The sequence below is a fragment of the Cronobacter dublinensis subsp. dublinensis LMG 23823 genome (assembly GCF_001277235.1).
Classification (GTDB): domain Bacteria; phylum Pseudomonadota; class Gammaproteobacteria; order Enterobacterales; family Enterobacteriaceae; genus Cronobacter; species Cronobacter dublinensis.
Window position 1 is genome coordinate 2,299,076 of sequence record NZ_CP012266.1, and the last position, 15,715, is coordinate 2,314,790.

General features: G+C 61.4%; 11 protein-coding genes. 4 read left to right on the forward strand and 7 right to left on the reverse strand.

The window, feature by feature from the left end:
* Nucleotides 1-3: 3 nt before the first annotated feature.
* Nucleotides 4-195 (reverse strand): YnbE family lipoprotein, encoded by a 192-nt coding sequence (locus AFK67_RS10480; RefSeq protein WP_007723669.1) that lies wholly within the window; start codon nt 193-195, stop codon nt 4-6.
* Nucleotides 192-2,834, reverse strand: coding sequence for a YdbH family protein (locus tag AFK67_RS10485; protein ID WP_007723670.1), 2,643 nt, complete (start codon nt 2,832-2,834; stop codon nt 192-194). Before AFK67_RS10485 ends, AFK67_RS10480 begins: the two co-directional genes overlap by 4 nt.
* 211 nt (nt 2,835-3,045) lie before the next feature.
* Here AFK67_RS10485 and AFK67_RS10490 point away from each other — a divergent pair, with 211 nt between their 5' ends.
* Both AFK67_RS10490 and hslJ read left to right on the forward strand, forming a co-directional pair.
* Nucleotides 3,046-4,035: a 2-hydroxyacid dehydrogenase gene (locus AFK67_RS10490; protein ID WP_007723671.1), complete on the forward strand. Its 990-nt coding sequence runs from the start codon at nt 3,046-3,048 to the stop codon at nt 4,033-4,035.
* A 53-nt stretch (nt 4,036-4,088) separates the two neighbouring features.
* Nucleotides 4,089-4,511 (forward strand): heat shock protein HslJ, encoded by a 423-nt coding sequence (gene hslJ, locus AFK67_RS10495; protein ID WP_007723672.1) that lies wholly within the window; start codon nt 4,089-4,091, stop codon nt 4,509-4,511.
* Between the two features lie 4 nt (nt 4,512-4,515).
* Here the strand turns inward: hslJ and AFK67_RS10500 are convergent, their stop codons facing one another.
* Nucleotides 4,516-4,782 carry a putative hemolysin gene (locus AFK67_RS10500; RefSeq protein WP_032967313.1) on the reverse strand — a complete coding sequence of 89 codons (267 nt, stop codon included), beginning with the start codon at nt 4,780-4,782 and terminating at the stop codon, nt 4,516-4,518.
* A 276-nt stretch (nt 4,783-5,058) separates the two neighbouring features.
* Between AFK67_RS10500 and nifJ the strand changes: the two genes are divergently transcribed.
* Nucleotides 5,059-8,580, forward strand: coding sequence for a pyruvate:ferredoxin (flavodoxin) oxidoreductase (nifJ, locus tag AFK67_RS10505; RefSeq protein ID WP_007723675.1), 3,522 nt, complete (start codon nt 5,059-5,061; stop codon nt 8,578-8,580).
* A gap of 1 nt (nt 8,581) precedes the next feature.
* Here the strand turns inward: nifJ and AFK67_RS10510 are convergent, their stop codons facing one another.
* From AFK67_RS10510 to exaC, 3 genes are all read right to left on the reverse strand, one after another.
* Nucleotides 8,582-9,625, reverse strand: a complete 1,044-nt coding sequence (locus tag AFK67_RS10510) for a hypothetical protein (protein ID WP_007723676.1) — start codon at nt 9,623-9,625, stop codon at nt 8,582-8,584.
* A gap of 361 nt (nt 9,626-9,986) precedes the next feature.
* The gene (adhP, locus tag AFK67_RS10515; RefSeq protein WP_007723677.1) at nt 9,987-11,018 is read right to left on the reverse strand and encodes an alcohol dehydrogenase AdhP; all 1,032 of its coding nucleotides are present in this window, start codon (nt 11,016-11,018) and stop codon (nt 9,987-9,989) included.
* A 32-nt stretch (nt 11,019-11,050) separates the two neighbouring features.
* The gene (gene exaC / locus AFK67_RS10520; RefSeq protein WP_007723679.1) at nt 11,051-12,571 is read right to left on the reverse strand and encodes an acetaldehyde dehydrogenase ExaC; all 1,521 of its coding nucleotides are present in this window, start codon (nt 12,569-12,571) and stop codon (nt 11,051-11,053) included.
* A gap of 270 nt (nt 12,572-12,841) precedes the next feature.
* On the opposite strand from exaC, the gene AFK67_RS10525 reads away from it, so the two are divergent.
* Nucleotides 12,842-14,638, forward strand: coding sequence for a sigma-54-dependent Fis family transcriptional regulator (locus tag AFK67_RS10525; RefSeq protein ID WP_007723685.1), 1,797 nt, complete (start codon nt 12,842-12,844; stop codon nt 14,636-14,638).
* Here AFK67_RS10525 and AFK67_RS10530 read toward each other — a convergent pair.
* Nucleotides 14,635-15,702 carry a class I mannose-6-phosphate isomerase gene (locus tag AFK67_RS10530; RefSeq protein ID WP_038883571.1) on the reverse strand — a complete coding sequence of 356 codons (1,068 nt, stop codon included), beginning with the start codon at nt 15,700-15,702 and terminating at the stop codon, nt 14,635-14,637. The genes AFK67_RS10525 and AFK67_RS10530 overlap by 4 nt on opposite strands.
* Nucleotides 15,703-15,715 lie beyond the last annotated feature (13 nt).

The following is a 15,715-nucleotide window of genomic DNA, read 5'->3' on the forward strand; positions in this document are numbered from 1 at the left end:
TCCTCAGAAGAGATCGCTGCGGCGTTGCAGCAACGCCTCGACGTCTTTATCCACTTTAATATGGATATCGTGTTCGATTTTGACGTTCATATTAATGGTAATCGGCTCTTTTGGTGCCGCCACTTCGATACGCGGCGTACAGCCGCACAGCGCCATGATGATGGCGCCCGACAGCAGCGCGGTTACGGTTTTCATGGTTGCTCCTCGCAGGTCTTCCCTGACGTTGCCTTGCAGCGCGCGGCGGGCAGCGTCGCGTGTTGCTCAAGCCAGGACTGTAAATTGTCGCCAAAGCGTAAACTGCGCCACAGCGTGAAAAGATTTTCCTGATGCTGATAGTTAAGCCGCACGCCGCTTTTTTTGCCGTCGACGTGGCTTTCGCCCTGGAATTCCGAGCGCATACGCAGCACGCCGAGGTTATCGACGTCGAGCCGCGTCCAGGAGCGGGAAATCTCCATATAACGCAGCCAGTTGACCGCCGCGGCCGCCGCCGCGTTATCGCGCGCCATCGCATCGGCCATCTCTTTATCGACGCGCAGCGTCAGCGGGCCGGGGCTGGTAAGCCAGCCATCATGCACAATCCACTGCGGGTTATCGAGCCACAGCGGCAGCGCACCGTTAATTGCCCCCGACAGCGCCACCTGTTTGACATTGGTCGCGGTTATCAGCTCGCTTGACGAGATATTCTCCAGGCGCAGCAGCGCGGGCGTGTGCTGCGGCATCCGCAGCTGCTGCATACGGACGCTGCCGCCGAGCAGCGACGCGCTGACATCGCTCAGCACCAGCGGACGCGCCTCGCTCCACGGGTAGCTGCCCTGGAGCGACGCGGTGATGTCCCGCGCCGGCACCTGGCTTTGGATCTCCGCAATTCGCAGGCGCACCGGCCCGCGCGTGCCGAGCTGCCAGATGGCGTCGCGAAAACGAAACGGCAGCACGAAATCGACGCCGTTAAACTGGTTGTCTTTAGTCCAGGCGCTGCCCTGTTTCACCACGCCATGCCCGCCCGCCTCGACGCCCTGACCGGCGGCGGCGGAAAACGCCACCTGGGCGTAAAAGCCGCCGTCGCGCAGCAGCAGTTTCCAGTCCGGCGGCAGCAGCGGCTGGAAAACCGCGAGCGGCTGCGGCGCCCACCACGCCTGACCGCGCAGTCGCTCACCGTCCCAGCGGCCATTGACGCGCACCGGCCCTATCTCGCCCGCGTGCAAATCGCCCTTAAACTGGAATGCGCTCGGGTCGCGCCCGCTGACGCTGAAGTTAAGCGTCGAGGGCGGAAGACTCGCCCCGCTCGCAAAGCGCGTTTCTCCGGCGTCAAGCTTCAGCGCGCCTTTCAGCGCCTGCGCCGTTTCCCCCCGCGCCCAGCGCACCGGCGTGCTGAGCGCGAGCTGCGGATGCCCGACCGTCACGCTGCCATAACGCCATTGATCGAAACGGGTGTTCAGTTCGCTGAGCGTAATTACCTCATCGCGCCACTCGCCGCGCCCGGCGATGGACCAGCGCGACTGCATCGGCTCGAAAGTGCCGTTGCCCCAGTAACGCCAGCGCCACAGACCCGCATCCGGCAGGAAATCGTCGGCGCGGCCATCGAGATGCAGCAGCATGTCGCCCTGCCCAGGCTCGCTGGCGCGCGCGATAGCCTGCAGCCGTCCGTCGACGCCCTTTTCGGTCACGGTGACGCCCGCAAGCGGCCAGCGGATCTCTTCAATATTCAGCGCGTCAATAACGCGACCGCGCGAGCGCAGCAGCGCGCCCGGCAGAAAGCGCAGCTCGGGCGACAGCAGCGGGCCGCCGAGCGTGGCGGGCAGGCTCGCGTAGAACGCCAGTGCGTCCTGTTTGGCCTCGCCGGTGATGCGCAGCGGCATGGCGCTCTGGCGCAGGCTGAGTGTGCCGGGGCCGAAAGTCAGCACCGCGTTGCCCTTACCCGCACTGCCCTGCGTGACCACGTTCAGGCGTCCGCTGATGCGCGCCGCCTCAAGGCCGCCGCGCCAGTTCTCCACGCGCAGCCCCACGCGCCCGCTCAGCGGAACCCCCTGATACGGCCAGCGCCAGCGACCGTCGCTGAAGGCGAACGCGTCGTGCCCAGCCTGCCACGGCAGATCCAGCAGCGGATCAGGATCGTCTTCGGCGAAGACCAGCAGTTGCCCCTCCCCGCCGCGCCACTCCAGCTGCGCACGGGCGTGATATGGCGCCTGCGGCAGCGAAAACCGCACCTGCGCCGCGCCTTTGGTGGGAATGCCGTCCGGCATCAGCCCCAGCGTGAACTCGCCGAGTAGCGAGACCGGCGGCTGGCCGTCAAAAGCGTGAAAGCGCAGGCGCTCCACCTTCAGTGCCTGCCCGGCAAGACGGGCCTGGATTTCGAGCTTCTGACCAGTGAATGTCACCACCTGCGCCTGCGGGCTCAGGCTCGCCTGAAAGGCGCCGACGTAATCGGCGAGGTCAACGAGTGTCAGGCGCGCGATGTCCACCTCGCTTTCCGGCAGCATCGACTGCCACTGGGCGAGCGTGCGCGGCGCGCCGGGCGCGGGATCGTCGGGAATGGCGCTGACGCAGCCGGTGTTGAGCGTGAGCGCATCAAGATGCAGCCGCCAGCGCGCCGGGTGGCTTAAGACGACGTTTTGCGCGTGGGCGAGTTCGCACTCGCCTGCGAAATAGCGCAGATCCGGCAGGACGATGGCGGAGCGGGTCAGGCGTGGACGCTGCTCCAGCGCGATGCGCGTCCCTTGCGGCAGCCAGACGCCAGCCAGCGTCGGCAGCCAGTAGCCTGCGGTTAACAGCAGAGCGAGCGGCAGCAGCACAACCAGAAGTAATAAAGCGATGACGGCTCTGTATTTACCCTTCATGGGCCGTTAATATCCTGATTCAGCGAGAATTTATGCCGAAGAAAGCGTTTATTGTGACACCTTTAACAGGCCAGGTGAAGCCAGGGCGGCTCTGAAAGCATAGTTGACCTAGAATTAGAGGTAAGCCCCTGTCCGACAATTAATTTTTAAACTTTGTACGCTTTTTTTAATTATGCTAACGTGATCACAGAAAATCACTGGAGAAAGTCTTATGAAACTGGCGGTTTATAGCACAAAGCAGTACGACAAAAAGTATTTGCAGCATGTTAACCAGGAATATGGCTTCGATCTTGAATTTTATGACTTCCTTTTAACCGAACGCACGGCGAAAACCGCTATTCATTGCGACGGCGTCTGTATTTTCGTTAACGACGACGGCAGCCGTCCGGTACTGGAAGAGCTGAAAAAGCATGGCGTGAAGTTTATCGCGCTGCGCTGCGCGGGCTTTAACAACGTTGACCTCGACGCGGCGAAAGAGCTTGGCCTGAAAGTGGTGCGCGTACCGGCCTATTCGCCGGAAGCCGTGGCGGAGCATGCCGTGGGCATGATGATGTGTCTGAACCGCCGTATTCACCGTGCCTATCAGCGCACCCGCGATGCCAACTTCAACCTTGAAGGGCTGACCGGGTTTACCATGTACGGCAAGACCGCGGGCGTTATCGGTACCGGGAAAATCGGCGTCGCGGCGCTGCGCATCCTGAAAGGCTTCGGTATGCGCCTGCTGGCGTTCGACCCGTACCCGAGCGCCGCCGCGCTGGAGCTGGGCGTCGAATATGTCGACCTGCCTACGCTGCTGTCGCAATCCGATGTGATAAGCCTGCACTGTCCGCTGACGCCGGAAAACTACCATCTGCTGAACCAGAGCGCGTTCGAACAGATGAAAGACGGCGTGATGATCATCAACACCAGCCGCGGCGGTCTGATTGACTCCCAGGCGGCGATTGAAGCGCTCAAGCGCCAGAAAATTGGCGCGCTGGGCATGGACGTTTACGAAAACGAGCGCGATCTGTTCTTCGAAGATAAATCCAACGACGTGATTCAGGATGACGTGTTCCGCCGTCTTTCCGCCTGCCACAACGTGCTGTTCACCGGCCATCAGGCGTTTCTGACCGAAGAGGCGTTAATCAGCATCTCCGAAACCACGCTTGGCAACCTGCGCCAGCTGGAGCGCGGCGAAACCTGCCCCAACGAACTGGTGTGACAAGACCGGCGCGCCACCTGGCGCGTCGCGTCCTTTACCTCCGGGAGACCTTCATGAAAAAAATCCTCATTCCTCTGCTGGCGGGCATGGCGCTTGCGGGCTGTCAGAGCACCTCCTCTTCGTCGCACATCACCCCGGAAACGCTGCAACACCACCGCTATGTGCTGCAAACCGTCAACGGCGCGCCGCTCGACGCCACGCGTCGCGTGCCGGAGCTGAGCTTTGGCGAGAAGATGCACGTTTCCGGCAGCATGTGTAACCGCTTTATGGGCCAGGGCGAACTGCATGGCGATACGCTGAAGGTGAAGGGGCTCGCGTCGACGCGAATGCTGTGCGCTGAGCAACAGCTAAATGAGCTGGATAAACTGATAAATGAGATGTTGAGCCAGGGCGCAACGGTGAGCGTGGAGAAACAGCAGCTCACCCTGCATTACCGCCAGTACACGCTGGTGTATAAACTGGCGGATCTGATGTAGCGAATCAGTACGCGGCGCAGGCGCCGGAGGCGAGCGCCGCTTCGCTGCAACGTTTGCCGTTGGGCAGCGCGCACATGCCGGTCGTTGTGCCGTCAAGCTGACGCGCGACCGACATCGAACCGCCCACCATCGCGCAGTTCGCCTGGCCTGCGCTCGACATCGCCGCCCGCATTCCCGGCGGCACGTGGGCCGCTGTGGCCTGCTGAACGGGTTCGCTGCTGCATGCCGATAATAGTAACGCGGCACATCCTACCCAAAACGCTGCTCGCATGTTTCTCCCCTTTCGTTGACAAGCAAAACCTGAGCATCATAGGCCGCCCGGCGCGGCGCGTCGAGATTCGCGCTGCTGCTTTTTTGGACAAAGACACATTTTTTTGCCTTTTTCAGCCAGGCGCGCTTGATCCTGCGCATAAAACCATTCACTTCGCGAATAGTCAGTACACAAAAACGAAAATCCCGCCTGCGGCCCTTTGCTAAAATTCCCTTATTACTACAGGGTCTGTTTTTTACGCCGACCTGACAATGTGTCGCAATGTAAGGGTCTCTTATGATTACTATCGACGGCAACGGCGCAGTCGCTTCAGTCGCTTTTCGCACCAGTGAAGTTATCGCGATTTACCCCATCACACCGAGTTCCACCATGGCGGAGCAGGCCGATGCCTGGGCGGGCAACGGCATGAAAAACGTCTGGGGCGACGTGCCGCGTGTGGTGGAGATGCAATCCGAGGCAGGCGCTATCGCCACCGTCCACGGCGCGCTCCAGACCGGCGCGCTCTCCACGTCGTTCACCTCCTCCCAGGGCCTGCTGCTGATGATCCCGACGCTTTACAAGCTCGCGGGCCAGCTCACGCCATTTGTGCTGCACGTCGCGGCGCGCACCGTCGCCACCCATGCGCTGTCGATTTTTGGCGATCACTCGGACGTCATGGCCGTGCGCCAGACGGGCTGCGCGATGCTTTGCGCGGGCAGCGTCCAGGAGGCGCAGGATTTCGCCCTGATTTCCCATATTGCCACGCTGAAAAGCCGCGTGCCGTTTATTCATTTCTTCGATGGGTTTCGCACCTCGCACGAGATCAATAAAATCGCGCCGCTGGCCGATGAGACGATCCGCGCGCTGCTGCCGCAGGCGGAGATCGACGCCCACCGCGCCCGCGCGCTGAACCCGGAACACCCGGTTATTCGCGGCACCTCCGCCAACCCGGACACCTATTTCCAGTCCCGAGAAGCGACCAACCCCTGGTATAACGCGGTCTATGATCATGTCGAACAGGCGATGAACGATTTTGCAGCCGCCACGGGCCGCCAGTACAAGCCGTTCGAGTATTACGGTCACCCGCAGGCCGAACGGGTCATTATTCTGATGGGATCCGCCAGCGGCACCTGCGAAGAAGTGGTGGACGAACTGCTCACGCGCGGCGAGAAAGTGGGCGTGCTGAAAGTGCGTCTGTTCCGCCCGTTCAGCGCGCATCATCTGCTGGAAGCCCTGCCGCACAGCGCGCAGCGCATCGCGGTGCTTGATCGCACCAAAGAGCCGGGGGCCCTCGCCGAGCCGCTCTACCTGGATGTCATGACCGCGCTTGCCGAGGCCGTTAACCGCGGCGAGCGCGACCGCCTGCCGCGCGTTATCGGCGGCCGTTACGGGCTTTCGTCCAAAGAGTTCGGCCCGGACTGCGTGCTGGCGGTGTTTAACGAGCTGAGCGCCGCGCAACCGAAGCCGCGCTTTACCGTCGGCATCTATGACGACGTGACGCACCTGTCGCTGCCGCTGCCGGAGAACACGCTGCCTTCCCATGCGCGTCTCGAAGCGCTGTTCTACGGGCTTGGCAGCGACGGCAGCGTCTCGGCCACCAAGAACAACATCAAAATCATCGGCAACGCCACGCCGTGGTACGCCCAGGGCTATTTTGTTTACGACTCCAAAAAAGCGGGCGGTCTGACGGTGTCGCACCTGCGCGTCAGCGAGCGGCCGATTAACTCCGCGTATCTGGTGAGCCAGGCGGATTTTGTCGGCTGTCATCAGTTGCAGTTTATCGATAAATACCCGATGGCTGAGCGCCTCAAACATGGCGGTATTTTTCTTATCAACACCCCGTACCCGCCGGAAGAGGTCTGGCACCGGCTGCCGCAGGAAGTCCAGGCGGAGCTCAATAACAAAGAAGCGCGGGTGTATGTGGTTAACGCCGCGAAAATTGCCCGTGAATGCCAGCTGGGCGCGCGCATCAACACCGTGATGCAGATGGCGTTTTTCCATCTCACACAAATCCTGCCGGGAGAGAGCGCGCTGGAGGCGCTACAGGGCGCTATCGCCAAAAGTTACAGCAGCAAAGGCCAGGAGCTGGTGGCGCGTAACTGGCAGGCGCTGGTGCTGGCCCGCGAGTCGGTCTGCGAAGTGGCGCGCCAGCCGGTCGACGCGCAGAGCCATCTGCGCCCGCCGGTGGTCTCCGACGCCGCGCCCGATTTCGTGAAAACCGTCACCGCCGCGATGCTCGCCGGGCTTGGCGACGCGCTGCCCGTTTCCGCGCTGCCGCCGGACGGCACCTGGCCGCTCGGCACCACGCAGTGGGAGAAACGCAATATCGCCGAGGCGATCCCCATCTGGAAGGAAGAACTCTGCACACAGTGCAACCACTGCGTCGCTGCCTGTCCGCACTCGGCGATCCGCGCCAAAGTGGTGGCGCCTGAGGCTCTCGCCGACGCGCCCTCTTCGCTTGCCTCGCTGGATGTGAAATCGCGCGACATGCGCGGCCAGAAATATGTGCTCCAGGTGGCGCCGGAAGACTGCACCGGCTGTAACCTGTGCGTCGAGGTCTGCCCGGCGAAAGACCGCCAGAACCCGGAAATTAAAGCCATCAATATGATGTCGCGCCTGGAGCATGTGGAGGAAGAAAAACGCCACTACGATTTCTTCCTGGGGCTGCCGGAAATCGACCGCAGCACGCTTGAGCGTATCGACATCCGCACCTCGCAGCTCATTACGCCGCTGTTTGAATACTCCGGCGCCTGCTCCGGCTGCGGCGAAACGCCCTATATCAAACTGCTGACCCAGCTCTACGGCGATCGGCTGCTTATCGCCAACGCCACCGGCTGTTCGTCGATTTACGGCGGAAACCTGCCCTCGACGCCTTACACCACCGACGCGAACGGCCGCGGCCCGGCCTGGGCTAACTCGCTGTTTGAAGATAATGCGGAGTTCGGCCTCGGTTTTCGCTTAACGGTTGACCAGCACAAAGCGCGCGTGGAGCGCCTGCTGACGCAGTTCGCCGACAAACTGACGCCGGAACTGTACGAGGCGCTGCGAAGCGACGCCACGCCTGACGTGCGCCGCGAACAGGTCGCCGCGTTACGCCAGCAGTTACGCGATGTGGAGGGCGCGCAGGCGCTTCTGACGGATGCCGACGCGCTGGTGGAGAAATCCATCTGGCTGATTGGCGGCGACGGCTGGGCGTATGACATCGGCTTCGGCGGGCTCGACCATGTGCTGAGCCTCACCGAAAACGTCAATATTCTGGTGCTCGATACGCAGTGCTATTCGAATACCGGCGGCCAGGCATCGAAGGCGACGCCGCTCGGCGCGGTAACGAAATTCGGCGAGCACGGCAAGCGCAAAGCGCGCAAAGATCTGGGCGTGAGCATGATGATGTACGGGCATGTTTATGTGGCGCAGATTTCGCTTGGCGCGCAGCTTAACCAGACGGTCAAAGCGATTCAGGAGGCGGAAGCCTACCCCGGCCCGTCGCTGATTATCGCTTACAGCCCCTGCGAGGAGCACGGCTATGACCTGGCGCTGAGCCATGACCAGATGCGCCAGCTCACCGCGACGGGCTTCTGGCCGCTGTACCGCTTCGACCCGCGCCGCGCCGACGAAGGCAAGCTGCCGCTGGCGCTAGACTCGCGTCCGCCGTCGGACGCGCTGGCGGAAACCCTGCTTGCCGAGCAGCGCTTCCGTCGCTTGAATGCCCAGCAGCCGGAGGTGGCCGAGCAGCTCTGGAAAGATGCCGCCGCCGACCTGCAAAAACGCTACGACTTCCTGGCGCAGCTCGCGGGCAAAGCCGAAAAAGCCAGCGAGTAATTTAGCGCTTCGCGTTATCGCCCCTGTTTTTGGCAGGGGCGTTTTCACCCAGCTCTTCCCGGCTTAATACGCGATACCAGGTAAATTTATCGCCGGTAGTGCATTTTACCGCCACGCCGTGCAGATCCCCGTCCTTAATAAAAAAACCGCGGTACTGATTTTCGCCCACCGCTAAATAACGCGCCTTTTCGCCAAGCTCATAAATGGTTTGATAGCGCTCGCCGCAGCGAAAAGTGGTGCGGGTATCGAACTGGTAAAAGGAATTTAATAACGCGCCGCCAATGGTGCGGGTATTGGCCATAATCAAACCGGGCATCACGCTGGCGAATGCCGCGACCAGTAATATCTGACTGCTCATGGGAACAGAAACGCGTTTTTTACGTCGCCGTACGCTGGCTTCTATAAAAACGGAAACCAGCATGATTAAGATATAGGAGATATTAAAAGCAATAAACGCGGCCATAAATAGCGTCAGGCACCAGGCGGTATAGGGCATTTGCGCTGACGAAATATCCCAGGATTCGACCAGCACCGCACTGGCCAGCATTTTGGCGAAAAAGAGCACTAGTGCGAGCACCAGCGGCCAGGCTTTCCCGAGAATGGAGGCCACTGGCGGCGTCAACACTGATGTACAGAGCAAATAAAAGCGCACCAGGCAGATGGCGCCAAACAGGCAACAGGCCGCGACCAGCGACCACACCACCGTGCCCGACGCATGCGCGACCGCGAGCAGAAAGCTTGCCGAGAGCAACACCATCGTGGCTCTTGCCATCGCTATCAGCCCTTTCACCCGGCTGTACTGCTGGCGCGGTAAAAACCGCTTCAGGCGTTTGCGCTCCTGAGCGTGAAACGCCGCCCGCCCGTGGTATTCGACGATATACGCGCAGATCCACAGCATAGTAAACCAGACCGCCGCGCCCACGAGCGACGGGTGGTGGGTTTTATTAGCGATAGCAAGCAGCACGAGCGTAATGACCCAGTTAACGCTCCAGAAGAGAATAAGCGCGGGCAGCTGGCGCGAGAGTTTATGCAATACAGCGAACATGACCTTCCCTGTGTCGAAATGCGTACCAAACAGGATGGCGAAAGCGCCCACCATAATGAGAAAGAGTTTTAGTGGCAACCTGCCCGCACGGGTTTAATTACCCGTCGTCACTATTGGGTTTTAAATAATCATAACCACTGCTCCTCCCTGAATTAGGAGAGGCGGCCAGGTATAATCTGAAGTTGAAATTCGTTATACTCCGCCGCCTGCCTGCAAGGGTTTAATAAAAACGTCGGAGAAAAAGATGCATACATTAGGAATGATTATTGGCGCGCTGATTGTTGTTTTTATCGTCATGGCGATGAAAAAGCGTAAGCGTTAATGCCGCACGCCAGCGCCGCGTCCCTGCGGCGCTTGTGTTTTACAGCGACATATCCACCACGATACGCCCGGTAATTTTGCCGTTGCGCATACGGTCGAAAATATCGTTGATATTCTCCAGCGGCTCCACCGCAATCTCCGCCGCCACTTTTTTATGCCCGGCGAAATCCAGCGCCTCCTGCAAATCTTTACGCGTGCCCACGATAGATCCGCGCACCGTCGTGCCGTCCAGCACCATATCAAAGATAGAGAGATCGAATTTGCCCGGCGGCAGACCGTTTAACACCATTGTACCGCCGCGACGCATCATGGTGGTCGCCTGCGCGAACGCCTTCGGCGACACCGCCGTCACCAGCACGCCTTTCGCGCCGCCGAAGGTGTCGTGGAAATAGGTGCCAGGATCGACCTCCAGCGCGTTGGCGGTGACCTGCGCCCCGAGACGTTTGGCGAACGCCAGCTTGTCATCGTCGATATCCACCGCCGCCACGTTCAGGCCCATCGCGTTGGCGTACTGGATAGCCAGATGCCCTAACCCGCCGATGCCGGAAATCACCACCCAGTCGCCCGCTTTGGTGTCAGTCATCTTCAGCCCTTTATAGACCGTGACGCCCGCGCAGAGGATGGGCGCGATACTGTTGAAATCGACGTTATCCGGCAGAATACCGACGTAGTTCGCGTCGGCGAGACAATATTCGGCGAAGCTGCCGTTGACCGAATAGCCGGAGTTCTGCTGGCCGTGGCAGAGCGTTTCCCAGCCGCCGAGACAGTGTTCGCAGTGGCCGCACGCGGAGTAGAGCCACGGCACGCCGACGCGATCGCCCTCTTTGATATGCGTCACGCCCTGGCCGACCGCCACCACGTGCCCCACGCCCTCATGCCCCGGAATAAACGGCGGATTCGGCTTCACCGGCCAGTCGCCTTCGGCGGCGTGGAGATCGGTATGGCAGACGCCGGTGGCGGCGATTTTCACCAGCACCTTGCCCGGCGTCACTTCCGGCACCAGCACTTCCTGGATCTCCAGCGGTTGCCCGAAGGCTTTGACCACTGCCGCTTTCATTTTCATCACTTTCATCGGTCACCTCGTTAACGGATAGTTCAGATGGATCAGAAAAGGTTCAGAGGCTGGATGTCGTAGCTGACCAGCAGATTTTTCACCTGCTGGTAATGTTCCAGCGCTTTCTTGTGGGTTTCGCGGCCGATACCGGAATTTTTGTAGCCCCCAAAGGCGGCATGGGCCGGGTACAGGTGGTAGCAGTTAGTCCAGACGCGGCCCGCTTTGATTTCGCGGCCCATGCGCCAGGCCAGATTGGTGTCGCGCGTCCAGAGACCCGCGCCGAGGCCAAATTCGGTGGCGTTCGCAAGCTTCAGCGCCTCGTCGGCGTCTTTAAAGGTGGTGATGCCGATAACCGGCCCGAAGATCTCTTCCTGGAAGAAGCGCATCTCGTTTTCGCCTTTAATCAGCGTCGGCTCGATGTAGAAGCCCTTCTCCAGCGCCGCGCCGTGGTTCAGGCGCGAGCCGCCCGCGAGGATCTGGCCGCCCTCGCCGCGCGCGATGTCGATGTAGGAGAGAATTTTGTCGAACTGCTCCTGAGAAGCCTGCGCGCCTATCATGGTCTCGGTGTCATAGGGGTCGCCTTTACGAATGTTGGCCATACGCGCCAGCACGCGCTCCATAAAGGGTTCGTAAATCGATTCCTGAATCAGGGCGCGGGACGGACAGGTACATACTTCGCCCTGGTTAAAGAAGCCCAGCACCAGCCCTTCAGCCGCTTTTTCGATAAATTCAGGCTCGGCCTGCATGATGTCGGCAAAGTAAATATTAGGCGACTTCCCGCCAAGCTCCACGGTGCTGGGGATAATACTTTCCGCCGCGCACGAGAGAATGTGCCGACCGACCGGCGTGGAGCCGGTAAACGCGATTTTATCGATGCGCTTGCTGCGCGCCAGCGCTTCGCCCGCCTCCTGACCGAAACCATGTACCACGTTGACCACGCCAGGCGGCAGCAGATCGCCGATAAGCTCCATCAGCACCGAAATCCCAAGCGGAGTCTGTTCGGCGGGTTTAAGCACCACGCAGTTGCCCGCCGCAAGCGCCGGCCCAAGTTTCCAGGCGGCCATCAGGATCGGGAAGTTCCAGGGGATGATCTGGCCGACCACGCCGAGCGGTTCATAAATGTGATAGGCGACGGTGTACTGGTCGATTTCCGCCACGCTCCCTTCCTGCGCGCGCAGGCAACCGGCGAAGTAACGGAAGTGATCCACCGCCAGCGGGATATCGGCGTTGAGCGTTTCGCGCACGGGTTTGCCGTTATCCCAGCTTTCGGTGAGCGCCAGTTGTTCGATATGGCCCGCCATGCGGTCGGCAATCGCCAGCAGCAGGTTCGAGCGCTCCTGCACGCTGGTTTTGCCCCAGGCGGGCGCGGCGGCGTGTGCCGCATCCAGCGCGCGTTCGATATCGGCAGCGCCTGAGCGCGGGAACTCTGCCACCACGGCGCCCGTCACCGGCGTCGTATTGGTGAAATATTGTCCTTCGACAGGCTCGACAAACTGACCGCCAATGTAATTTCCATAACGCTGTTTAAAGCTAACGAGAGCACCAGGCTGACCGGGGTGAGCATATTTCATGGCAGATTCCTCAGTGTAGCGACAATCGGTTAAGCACAGTCTGCTGTGCGGCAGGGAGAGTTAAGCAGTTCTTATGCCAGAATGGCGCACCCGGTGAGTGCCATTTTTAAATTCAATAAAAACAATAACTTTTTCAAAAGTCGCCGTGCGTTTCCGGGGCACTGTCTGCACCGAGCCCCGGAAAATGTCGCGGAACTGTGTCATGTGTCGCAACACATGGAACACTAAACTGCTACATATTTGAAACATATACACTCACCGGAGAACGCCATGCCGCACAGCGCCTCGTTAACCTCCGCAGGCTTAACGCCGAACTGCGACGAGCTGTCTTTTCCGTGTCTGCTGAATGACTCCTGGCAGCGCAGCCAGCGCTATGGCCTGAGCCGCGGCGACGACGCGACCTCTTTTGTCAGCCGCGCGCTGCTGGAAGAGGCCCGCTCGCAGCACGGCTGGCTGGACACGCTGGCGCGCCCGCTGATGCAGCGGCTCGGCGAGAGCCTGAACCGCCTGCCGTCGGTGGTTGTCGCCTCTGACGATACTGGCCTGGTGCTGGACACCTTCGGCAACAACCAGTTTCTGCATAAGGCGCAGCGCGTGGCGCTTGCCCCCGGCAACCTGTGGGGCGAACATGCGCGCGGCACCAACGCCATCGGCACCGCGCTGGCGCTGCACGCCCCCTGCGAAGTTCACGGCGACCAGCATTTCCTCAACCAGAACGCCGGGCTTTACTGCTACGGCGTGCCGGTGTTCCGTCCGGACGGGCAAATCGCGGGCGTGCTGGATCTCTCCACCCCGGCGCAGCAGCCGGTGCCGGAAGCAGGCAGACTGATGCGCCAGGTGGTACGTCAGCTCGAACATGACTGGGTGATTGCCCAGCTTGACGCCCGGCAGTGGCTGCTGCGCCTGCACACCGACCCCGCCGCGCTCGGTTCCGCCCAGGAATTGCTGCTGGCGTTTCGCGATAACTGTCTGGTGGCCGCCAATAAGCTCGCGATGGAGGAATTTAACCTCTCAGCGGCCCATATCGGTACGCTGTCGCTCGACGCGCTGTTCCCGCAGGCGCTGCCCGCAGACGACGGCGCGGCGCTCACCGCCAGCAATCAACGGCGCTACCACGCCCGCAGCCAGCTTCCGGCGCGTCGCGTCTGGGCCGCCCGTCCTGCCGCCGCCCCGGAAGAAGAGAGCGGCGTGGAGACCGGCAAAGCGCTGCGGCTGCTGAACGCGGGCATCGCGCTGTGCATTACCGGTGAAACCGGCTGCGGCAAAGAGCACCTGAGCCGCCGCCTGCACCAGCAGAGCCAGTGGCGCGACGGTCCGTTCGTCGCTATCAACTGCGCCGCGCTGCCGGAGCAGCTTATTGAGTCGGAGTTGTTCGGCTACCAGCCCGGCGCGTTTACCGGGGCCAGCAGCCGGGGTTATATCGGCAAAATCCGCGAGGCAGACGGCGGCGTGCTGTTCCTGGACGAGATTGGCGATATGCCGCTGGCCATGCAGACTCGCCTCCTGCGGGTGTTGCAGGAGAAAAACGTGGTGCCGCTCGGCAGCACCCGCGCCGTGCCGGTAACGTTCACGCTTATCTGCGCCACCCACCGCCCGCTCGATGAGATGGTGGCGCAAGGGGCGTTTCGCGAAGATCTCTTTTATCGTATTGAAGAGTACCGGCTGCGCATTCCGCCGCTGCGCGAATGGCCCGCGCTGCCGCGTTTTGTTCAGCGGCTCTGGCAGGAGCTTGGCGGCGTGCGGCGCGGCGTGACGCTCTCTTCCGATCTGGTGGCACATCTCGCCCGTCTCCCCTGGCCCGGTAACGTACGCCAGCTGGCAAGCCTGCTGAAAGTGCTGCTGGCGCTGGCGGATGACGGTGACGTTGTCACGTTAAGCGACCTGCCGCACCCGTACCGGCAGCCTGTAAAAGAAGAAACGGCACCGCCTGAAGACCAGACCGCGCCGGATGTGGATGCCGTGTTGCACAGCGTTAACGGCAATATGAGCCTTGCGGCGCGCAAGCTTGGCGTGTCGCGCAGCACGCTCTACCGGCGGCTGGAGAAACAGCGCGCCGCGCTGCGTTAGCGCAGACGGCCACTGATATCGCCGAGCGCGTCAATCGCCGTCTGCGGGTAACCGGCGGCGCGCAGGGGGGCGACAATCTCCTGCGCCAGATCCGGCACATACCCCACCAGCAACTCCCCTTTGCCGCAGAACTCCGCCTCGCCGAGCGCGGCAGGCAGGATCACACTCTGCGCGCGCTCAAGCGTGGTGGTCTGCCCGCCCGCGTTGACAGTGACCGGCGCGCCGATATTGGTCACGATACGCACCGAGGCGAAGTGATAGTCATAGCAGGTGTCAAAGCGCCAGCGTTCCAGCGCGAAGTAAGGCCCGGCGCAGCACAGCAGACGCTGCACCGCCTGACACTCTTCCAGCACCAGGCCGCGCTGCGGCTGGGTCAGCAGTTCGGGGCGCAACTCGTCGAGCAGTTTATCGATATTGCGCGCCTGTTCTTCGGGCGGCACCGGCGAGCCATCTTCCATATTCCACGGCATCGCGTGCTGCTGAATATCGGAGGTCTGTTCTATCTCGTAAATCAGGGTGTCCGGCCCAAAGGAATGGAGCTGGCCGCCCGGCACGTAGAGCGTGTCGCCGGTTTTAAGCGGCAGACGGTACATCACGCGGTCGTAATCGCCCGCCAGCAGCGCCTCGCGGATAGTCTCTTTTTTCATGCCGGTCTTGATGCCCGCAAGGCAGGTTGCGCCGGGCGCGGCCCAGAGAATATGCCAGGCTTCGGTTTTGCCGTTGGGCTGGTTTTCCAGCCGCTGCGCCATCTCATCATTGGCATGCAGATGCACCGGCAGCATGCCGCTGCCGTCGATAAACTTACTGAGCAGCGGAAAGTGCGGGCCGCGCCATCCCGGCGCGACCAGCTCATCAGGATAGCGCGTCGCCAGCTCGCGCAGTGAGGTGCCGGCAAGCGGCCCGTTGACGACGGTCGCTATCATGCCGTCGACATCGCTCACCTCCCACGTCTCGGCGATGCGCGTCTCGGGCAGTTCCGCCTTGCCGAGCTGCGTTTTAATGCGCGTGCCGCCGAAAATATGCGTCGCACGCGGCGTCGTCAGCTTAAGCGGATAGTTGAGCATCCCTCTCTCCTTT